This is a genomic window from Fulvimonas soli, from assembly GCF_003148905.1.
GTDB classification, from domain to species: Bacteria; Pseudomonadota; Gammaproteobacteria; order Xanthomonadales; family Rhodanobacteraceae; genus Fulvimonas; species Fulvimonas soli.
On the sequence record NZ_QGHC01000008.1, the window covers coordinates 254637 to 262080 of the forward strand.

The 7444-nt window shown below is 69.7% G+C and carries 6 protein-coding genes; 4 read left to right on the top strand and 2 right to left on the bottom strand.

The annotated features are described in order from the left end of the window. Positions 1–7: 7 nt before the first annotated feature. Entirely contained in the window at positions 8–544 is a 537-nt protein-coding gene (locus C7456_RS12385) for a hypothetical protein (RefSeq protein WP_109724062.1), read from the top strand. A 26-nt stretch (positions 545–570) separates the two neighbouring features. Next, entirely contained in the window at positions 571–930 is a 360-nt protein-coding gene (locus C7456_RS12390; protein WP_109724063.1) for a VOC family protein, read from the top strand. A gap of 20 nt (positions 931–950) precedes the next feature. Here the strand turns inward: C7456_RS12390 and sppA are convergent, their stop codons facing one another. Together sppA and C7456_RS12400 are read right to left on the bottom strand one after the other, a co-directional pair. Beyond that, positions 951–2831 (bottom strand): signal peptide peptidase SppA, encoded by a 1881-nt coding sequence (gene sppA, locus C7456_RS12395; RefSeq protein WP_109724064.1) that lies wholly within the window; start codon positions 2829–2831, stop codon positions 951–953. 9 nt (positions 2832–2840) lie between these two features. Next, positions 2841–4262 carry an MATE family efflux transporter gene (locus C7456_RS12400; protein ID WP_109724065.1) on the bottom strand — a complete coding sequence of 474 codons (1422 nt, stop codon included), beginning with the start codon at positions 4260–4262 and terminating at the stop codon, positions 2841–2843. Between the two features lie 105 nt (positions 4263–4367). Here C7456_RS12400 and C7456_RS12405 point away from each other — a divergent pair, with 105 nt between their 5' ends. Together C7456_RS12405 and C7456_RS12410 are read left to right on the top strand one after the other, a co-directional pair. Further along, the gene (locus C7456_RS12405) at positions 4368–5591 is read left to right on the top strand and encodes a DUF3667 domain-containing protein (RefSeq protein WP_109724066.1); all 1224 of its coding nucleotides are present in this window, start codon (positions 4368–4370) and stop codon (positions 5589–5591) included. A gap of 742 nt (positions 5592–6333) precedes the next feature. Next, positions 6334–7173 (top strand): hypothetical protein, encoded by an 840-nt coding sequence (locus tag C7456_RS12410; RefSeq protein ID WP_139942860.1) that lies wholly within the window; start codon positions 6334–6336, stop codon positions 7171–7173. The last annotated feature ends 271 nt before the right edge of the window (positions 7174–7444 follow it).

Genomic DNA, 7444 nt, shown 5'->3' on the forward strand with positions numbered 1-7444 from the left:
CGCGACCATGCCCGACCCGCACCCCACGCCCTTCGCCGCCGCCCTGCTCGCCGACGGCCCCGACCCGCGGCATGCCGAGGCGCTGCGGCTGTACGGCCGCTTCGTCGGCAGCTGGGACGTCGACCTGCTCGACCACCTGCCCGGCGGCGGCACGCACGCCTCGGCCGGCGAATGGCACTTCGGCTGGGTGCTGCAGGGGCTGGCGGTGCAGGACGTGTGGATCGCCCCGGCGCGCGGCACGCCGCCGGAGACGCTGCCGCCCGGCTACCTGCACCGCTACGGCACCACGCTGCGCATGTACGAGCCGGCGCTGGACCAGTGGCGCATCACCTGGGTCGACCCGCGGCTCGGCCTGTACGTGACCCAGGTCGGCCGCGCGCGGGGCGAGGCCATCGTGCAGGAGGGGCGCACCGCCGCCGGCGTGCCGATGCGCTGGAGCTTCCACGACATCCGCGCCGACCGCTTCCGCTGGCTGGGCGAGATCTCCGACGACGACGGCGCGCACTGGCGGCCGCAGCTGGAGATGCGCGCGCGCCGGCGCTGAATCCATCCCCCGACAAGGAGACGACCATGTACGACCATCTCGGCCTCAAGGTGCGCGACCTCGACGCCAGCGTGCGCTTCTACCAGGCGGCGCTGGCCCCGCTCGGCCACGTGCTGTGCTCGCGCGGCGACGGCTACGCCGGCTTCGGCCCGCCGGACGCGCCGGCGCTGTGGCTGTACGGCGGCGGCAAGTCCGGCGCGGCCACGCACGTGGCCTTCCGCGCCGGCGACCGCGCCGCGGTGGAGCGCTTCCACGCGGCCGGCCTGGGCGCCGGCGGCCGCGACCATGGCGCGCCGGGCGTGCGCGCCGACTACGCGCCGGACTACTACGCCGCGTTCCTGCTCGACCCGGACGGCAACAACGTCGAGGCGGTGTGCCTGGGCTGAGGGCGCGCCCCGCGCGCCGCTCAGCGCGGCGCGCAGAAGCAGTAGGCGTACACGTTGGGCCGGCCGGCGGCCGCGTTGCGCAGCAGCCTCAATTCCGGCGCCATCGCGTCGGCGAGCTGGCCGGCCCAGGCCGGCAGGCGCAACCCGTAGCCCTGCGCGGCCTGCACCAGCGCGTTCTGGTTCATGCCGACCAGGAACTGCTGGAAGCCGCCCAGCGGCTGCTCCACGTAGCGCACCCCGTAGCGCGCGCCCAGGCCGGCGCGCGCGGCGGCGTCGGCGATGGCGTCGCGCAGGCCGCCGAGCCGGTCGACCAGGCCGCGCTCCAGCGCCTGCCGGCCGGTCCACACGCGGCCCTGCGCGATCGCGTCGACCGCCGCGAAGTCCTTGCCGCGCGCCCTGGCCACGTTGCCGACGAAGTCGCGGTAGCCCTTGTCGATGATCGCCTGGATCAGCGCGCCGACCTTCGGGTCCAGCGGCCGGGTGACGTCGAACGCGCCGGCCAGCGGGCCGGTGCCCACGCCGTCGCTCCTCACGCCCAGCTTGTCCAGCGTGCCCGGTACCGTGTAGTACATGCCGAAGATGCCGATCGAGCCGGTGATGGTGTCGGGCTCGGCGTAGATGCGGTCGGCGTTCATCGAGATCCAGTAGCCGCCGCTGGCCGCCACGTCGCCCATCGACACCACCACCGGGATGCCGGCGGCGCGGGTCAGCTCGACCTCGCGGCGGATCTGCTCGGCGGCGTAGACCTCGCCGCCCGGCGAGTTCACCCGCAGCACCAGCGCCTTGGTGCGGCGGTCGTTGCGCGCGGCACGGATCAGCGCCGCGGTCGACTCGCCGCCGACGCTGCCCTGCGGCTGCTTGCCGCCGCTGATCTCGCCCTCGGCCACCACCACCGCCACGCCCGGCGCGAACGCGCCGTCGCTGCCGGCGTTCGCGGCGTAGCGCGCGAAGGCGACCTGGCGGAAGCCCTCGTCGTCCTTGCCGGCCGGCACGCCTTCCTTGCGCAGCATCGCCTCCAGCTCGGCGCGGGTGGCGGTGCCGTCGACCAGGCGCTCGTCCACCGCCAGCTTCGCCAGGTCGCCCTGGGCGGCGGCGATGCGGTCGGGCAGACCGTCGATGTCGGCGCGCACGGCGGCCGGGTCCAGCTTGCGCAGCCGGGCGATCTCGGCGAGGTAGTCGTCCCACAGCCCGCCCATCCAGTAGCTGTCGGCCTGCTTGGCCTCCGGCGAGGCGTGGTCGAGCACGAACGGCTCGGCCGCGCTCTTGAACTGGCCGACGCGGAACAGGTGCACGTCCACGCCGAGCCGGTCGAGCAGGTTCTTGTAGAACAGCCGGTAGTTGGCCAGGCCGGTGATCACCAGCCCGCCTTGCGGGTCGAGCAGGATGCGGTCGGCGTGCGCGGCCAGGTAGTACTGGCCCTGGTCCAGGTTCACGCCCCAGGCGATCACCGGCTTGCCGGCGGCGCGGAAGCGGTCCAGCGCGGCGCCCGCCTCGCGCAGCGCGGCGAAGCCGCCGCCGTGCAGCTCGTCGGGCAGCAGCAGGATGCGGCTGATGCGCGGGTCCTTCGCCGCCGCGTCGATCGCGCCGACCAGGTCGCGCAGCTGCACCTGCCTGGGCGGATTGCCGGACAGGCTGGCGAACGTGCGCTGCAGCGGGTCGAGGCTGTACTGCTCCACCAGCTGGCCCTGCAGCCTGAGCACCAGCACGCTGCCGTTCTCCACCGTGCGCGCCAGGCGGCTGCCGGCGATGCCGCCGGCCACCAGCAGCAGCAGCAGGAACAGCACGCCGAAGAACACCAGGTTGATGATCACCAGCCGCAGCACGTTGATGCCGCGGCCAAGCACGCGCAGGAAGGCCCAGAAGCCGTTCGGACGGCGATGCAGCGGCGGCGGGTAGCTCATGCGGTTCCCTCAGAAATGGCTGGACAGGGTAGCCGCTTCCGCGGAGGCGGTCATGTCCGCGGCGGCCGGCGCCTTCCAGCGGCGGCGCCAGGCGCTGCGCCAGAAGCGCGCGAACAGCAGCAGCGCCGCCACCGACAGCCCGGCGATCAGCCCCATCCACATGCCGCGCGCGCCCAGGCCGTGGCGGAACGCCAGCCACCAGGCCAGCGGCATGCCCACGCCCCAGTAGGCGAACAGGGTGATCGCCATCGGCACGCGGGTGTCCTTCAGGCCGCGCAGCGCGCCGTTGGAGGCGACCTGGATGCCGTCGGAGAACTGGAACAGCCCGGCCAGCAGCAGCAGCCGCGCGGCCAGCGCGATCACCCCGGCGTCGCGCGTGTACAGCGAGGCGATCGCGTGCGGCAGCCCCAGCATCAGCGCGGCCGAGACGGCCTGCGTGAGCAGGGTCAGCGCGATGCCGCAGAAGCCGGCGTAGCGCACGCCGCGCGCGTCGCCGCGGCCCACCGCGTTGCCCACGCGCACGGTGATCGCCATGGCCAGCCCCAGCGGGATCATGAAGAACAGCGAGGCCACGTTGATCGCCACCTGGTGGCTGGCCACGGTGTCCTCGCCCAGCGTGGCGATCAGCAGGCCGGTGGCGACGAACAGCCCGGCCTCGGCCAGCAGGGTCACCGCCATCGGCAGGCCCACGTGCAGCAGCGCGCCGATGCGGCGCAGGTCCGGCCACTCGAAGCGCGCGGCGAGGTCCAGCCCGCGGTAGCTGCGGTGGCGCAGAACGAAGGCGGCGAAGCCGAGCATCTCCAGCCACAGCACGCTGGCGGTGGCGATGCCGCAGCCGCGCGCGCCCTGCGGCGGCAGGCCCAGCTTGCCGAACATGAACACGTAGCCCAGCGGCGCCAGCACCGCCAGCCCGCCCAGGCTGAACACCATCGACGGGCGGGTCAGCGACAGGCCCTCGGAGAGGCCGCGCAGCGCGAAGTAGCAGGTCAGCGCCGGCGCGCCCCAGCTGATCGCGTGCAGGAACTCGCCCACGTCGCGGCGCAGGCCGGGCGCCACGCCGATCAGCTCGATCAGCGGCTCGGCGTGGCGCACGCCGAACCACAGCAGCACGCCCAGCGCCAGCGCCAGCCACAGCGCCTGGCGGAACACCGCGCCGACCTCGTGCCGGCGCCCCGCGCCGTCCAGCTGCGCCACCGAGGGCGGCACCGACATCATCACGCCGATGCCGGTGACGATCGCCAGCGACCACAGGTTGGTGCCCACCGCCACCGCGCCGAGCACGTGCGCGCCGACGTGGCCGGACAGCACCGCGTCGACGAAGTTGGTGCCCACCGCGGCGAGCTGCGCCAGCACCAGCGGCAGCGCCAGGCGCACGGTGGCGCCGGCCTCGCGTGCCACGCGGGCGCGGTCGATCGAGGGAAGCAGGGCCATGGGACTTGGGCAACTCCAGGGCGCTCCATTCTAGCCGAGCCGCCGGCCGCGGCTGCCCATGCCGGCGCCTTGTGCCAAGATCGCCGGCTCGAAAAGGGGATGCGGATGAGCGAGCTGACCGAAGCCAGGACCGTGCACTGCGCCAACTGCGGCACGCCGCTGGAGGGCGAGTTCTGCCACCACTGCGGGCAGTCCATCCACAGCGTGCTCAAGCCGGTGCACCACATGCTGGAAGACGGCATGGACATGTTCCTGCACGTGGACGGCCGCATCCTGCACACGCTGCCGCCGCTGCTGCTCAGGCCCGGCTTCCTCACCCTGGAGTACTTCGCCGGCCGGCGGCAGCGCTACGTGGCGCCGTTCCGGCTGATGTTCGTGCTGTGCCTGCTGGCCTTCTTCGCCTTCCACCTGGCGGCGAACGCGGTGCTGGACCGCGCCGGCGCGCGGGGCGCCCCGGCCGCCGTCGTGCAGGAGGAAAACCCCTTCGCCCACGACGGGACGGCGCAGGAGGTGCGCGACGACCTGCGCGGGCAGCTGGACGGCCTGCGCATCGCCCGCACCGCCGCGGGCCTGGCCCCGGGCGGGGCGAAGGGCATCCACGTCGCCGAGGAGAGCCTGCGCAAGGCCGCCGACCAGCGGCTGGCCGAGCTGGGCGCCGCGCCGGTGCCCGCCTCCGCCGCCAGCGCGCCGGCCGCGGCCTCGACGGTGGCCGGCGCGTCGTCGGCATCGCCAACCGCCGTGGAGGACGACGACGGGGACCGGGACTGGTCGGAGCTGCCGGTCGAGCCGGTGCATGTGGCCTGGCTGCCCGGCTTCGTCAACGCGCGCCTGACCGCCTTCGAGCAGCACCTGAAGAGCAACCTCCGGGCGGGCTTCCACGCCAGCAACCCCAGGATCCGCCAGGAAGCCCGCGAGCGCATGGTCGCCGGCTTCTTCAGCGTGCTGCCGCAGAGCATGCTGGTGATGATCCCGCTGTTCGCGCTGCTGCTGAAGCTGTTCTACGTGTTCCGCCGGCGCCTCTACATGGAGCACGTGATCGTGGCGCTGCACAGCCATGCGTTCCTGTTCCTCGCCCTGCTGCTGGTGGCGCTGGCCGGCATGCTGTCGACCTGGCTGAAGCCCCACGCGGCCTGGGTCGGCTACCCGCTGGGCCTGGTGCAGGCCGCGCTGCTGCTGTGGATGCCGGCCTACCTGCTGGTGATGCAGAAGCGCATCTACCGCCAGGGCTGGCCGATGACCCTGCTCAAGTACTGGTGCGTGGGCTGGTGCTACGTGTGGCTGCTGTCCGGGGTGCTGCTGGTGGCGCTGGTGCTGGGCGCCGGCCACTGAGCATCCGCGCACAAAAAGTCATGTAAGTTCTTGCGCACCTGCAGTTCGTCGCGTCGTTCGGCGCCGTGCTGATATGTCGGCCTTCACTTGCGCGGGACACATCGAAGCTAATTAAACCGGGGTTCCACGAGTCCACGACTCGCACAGGCCAGAACCGCGGTCATCCGCGGGTGATTCGCAATATCGTGCGGGTTGACAGGCTTCCCGGGTTGGAGCGAGATAGAACATCAAAGGACGCCATTGACAGGGATAGAGTCATGCTCGTGGAAAACGACGCGCGCGGCAGCCCAAAGGCCGCATGCAACCGCAGACAGAATGGCTCGAGGGCATCCGTACGGACGGTCAGCGCCCTTCGGCCTGAAATGACAGCGCGTGCCAGCAGCATACTGACTGCTTTTCCTGGCTACTTCGCCCTGGCCGCCAATCAACGCGCCTCAGGTTCCTTAGCGCCTGTTCACGACCTCCATGCATCCCCCCATGAAACGTCATCCCAGCGAAAGCCGGGATCCAGCGGCGTTGACTTTTCGAGGGAGAGTCACTGGATGACCAGCCCTTCGGCTGTTGAAAAGCGCCTCCTGCTTTCGCAGGAATGACGGAGAGGGAATAGCCGGACCGACGGTAGGTCGTGAACAGGCTCTTAGCGTCGACCGCTGATGGCGCAATTGCGGGCTGCTATCAGCGGCTGTGCCGCCATGAGAAATACCATGATTCAGGACTCGCACTCTATGACGCAGGATCGCCAATGGAACTCGATTTGAGAGAAGAAATTGCCGTCCCTCCTTCGGGTAAGCTGCAGGCATGGCGGTGGAAAACTGCCACTCTTCTTGGAGCATTGCTGGGGACCATGGGTGTGGCGCAGGCCGCCACCAAAGCAACCAACGTGGTCGATAGGGAACCGGGGCTGTGCGAGCACTTCCGCAAGGCGCTTGTCGCGGATCGAGTGGCCTCGATGACGCGCCATCAGCTTTGCCAGTACAGCTTCGAACAGAAGCATGGCGGCCAGGGTTATTTCGAGAAGCTGGACTGGCAGCCCGTGCCGGGCGATCCGGTAGCGCTGACGCTGAAGATATACGACGCCAACGTGTTGCCGCCCAACATTCAGGCTCCGGACAAGGTGGCAAAAAAGCGTACGCTGGTGGCCAAATACGCCGAGGCGCAAAGGAAACACCATGCCCTGGTGGTGGAAATGGCCCCCTATACATGGACACAGCTCACATGGGGTGCCACGTTCACGCAAGTCCGGGGCTATGTATTGCGCAGCCGCGGCACGTACTGCGGCACGGGGCGCGATGAAACGACCAACAAGCGCAATGTCCTGATTGCCTTTTTCGAGGACAAGGAGCTAACCAAGTCCCTGCCTTATTGGGGCAGTCTTATTGACAACGTGGACGAGCCGATGAGGATCCATGGAAAATATTATGTGGTAAGTATCATGGATGCTGCCATGTGGAGCGACTTGAATCTGCCAGGCGTGGGTGACTCATATATTCTGAACATCGACGAGCCTTTGCAATCTAATGACGACAGCCAGCTGGGCCCGACCGGTGTGTGCCAGTTTACCTATCTCAGGGAAGCCAAATAATCATGTCAACCAGCACATATTCGCCACTCACCGTAGCTTCCTATCAGACAGACATGGAGGCCTGGCTGAAGCAGCTGGAAGGAAATACCTCCGCGCTGTTGACCCCGCAGATCGATACCGATTCTGTAGGCGGATTCAACCGCGAAGTGCACCGCGTTTGAAGGATGCCTCGAACCTCACCTGAGGCGTTCGATAGCGTAAACGCTTTCGTGGCCGCTGATTGAGCTGGTCCTCGACATGCTGAAGCGCTTGATCGGTGATCGCGGCAAGA

Excerpts from the sequence above, each read along its gene's own strand:
- C7456_RS12385 (WP_109724062.1), top strand. The coding sequence starts at position 8 with ATGCCCGACCCGCACCCCACGCCCTTCGCCGCCGCCCTGCTCGCCGAC.
- C7456_RS12390 (WP_109724063.1), top strand. The coding sequence starts at position 571 with ATGTACGACCATCTCGGCCTCAAGGTGCGCGACCTCGACGCCAGCGTG.
- sppA (WP_109724064.1), bottom strand. The coding sequence starts at position 2,831 with ATGAGCTACCCGCCGCCGCTGCATCGCCGTCCGAACGGCTTCTGGGCC.
- C7456_RS12400 (WP_109724065.1), bottom strand. The coding sequence starts at position 4,262 with ATGGCCCTGCTTCCCTCGATCGACCGCGCCCGCGTGGCACGCGAGGCC.
- C7456_RS12405 (WP_109724066.1), top strand. The coding sequence starts at position 4,368 with ATGAGCGAGCTGACCGAAGCCAGGACCGTGCACTGCGCCAACTGCGGC.
- C7456_RS12410 (WP_139942860.1), top strand. The coding sequence starts at position 6,334 with ATGGAACTCGATTTGAGAGAAGAAATTGCCGTCCCTCCTTCGGGTAAG.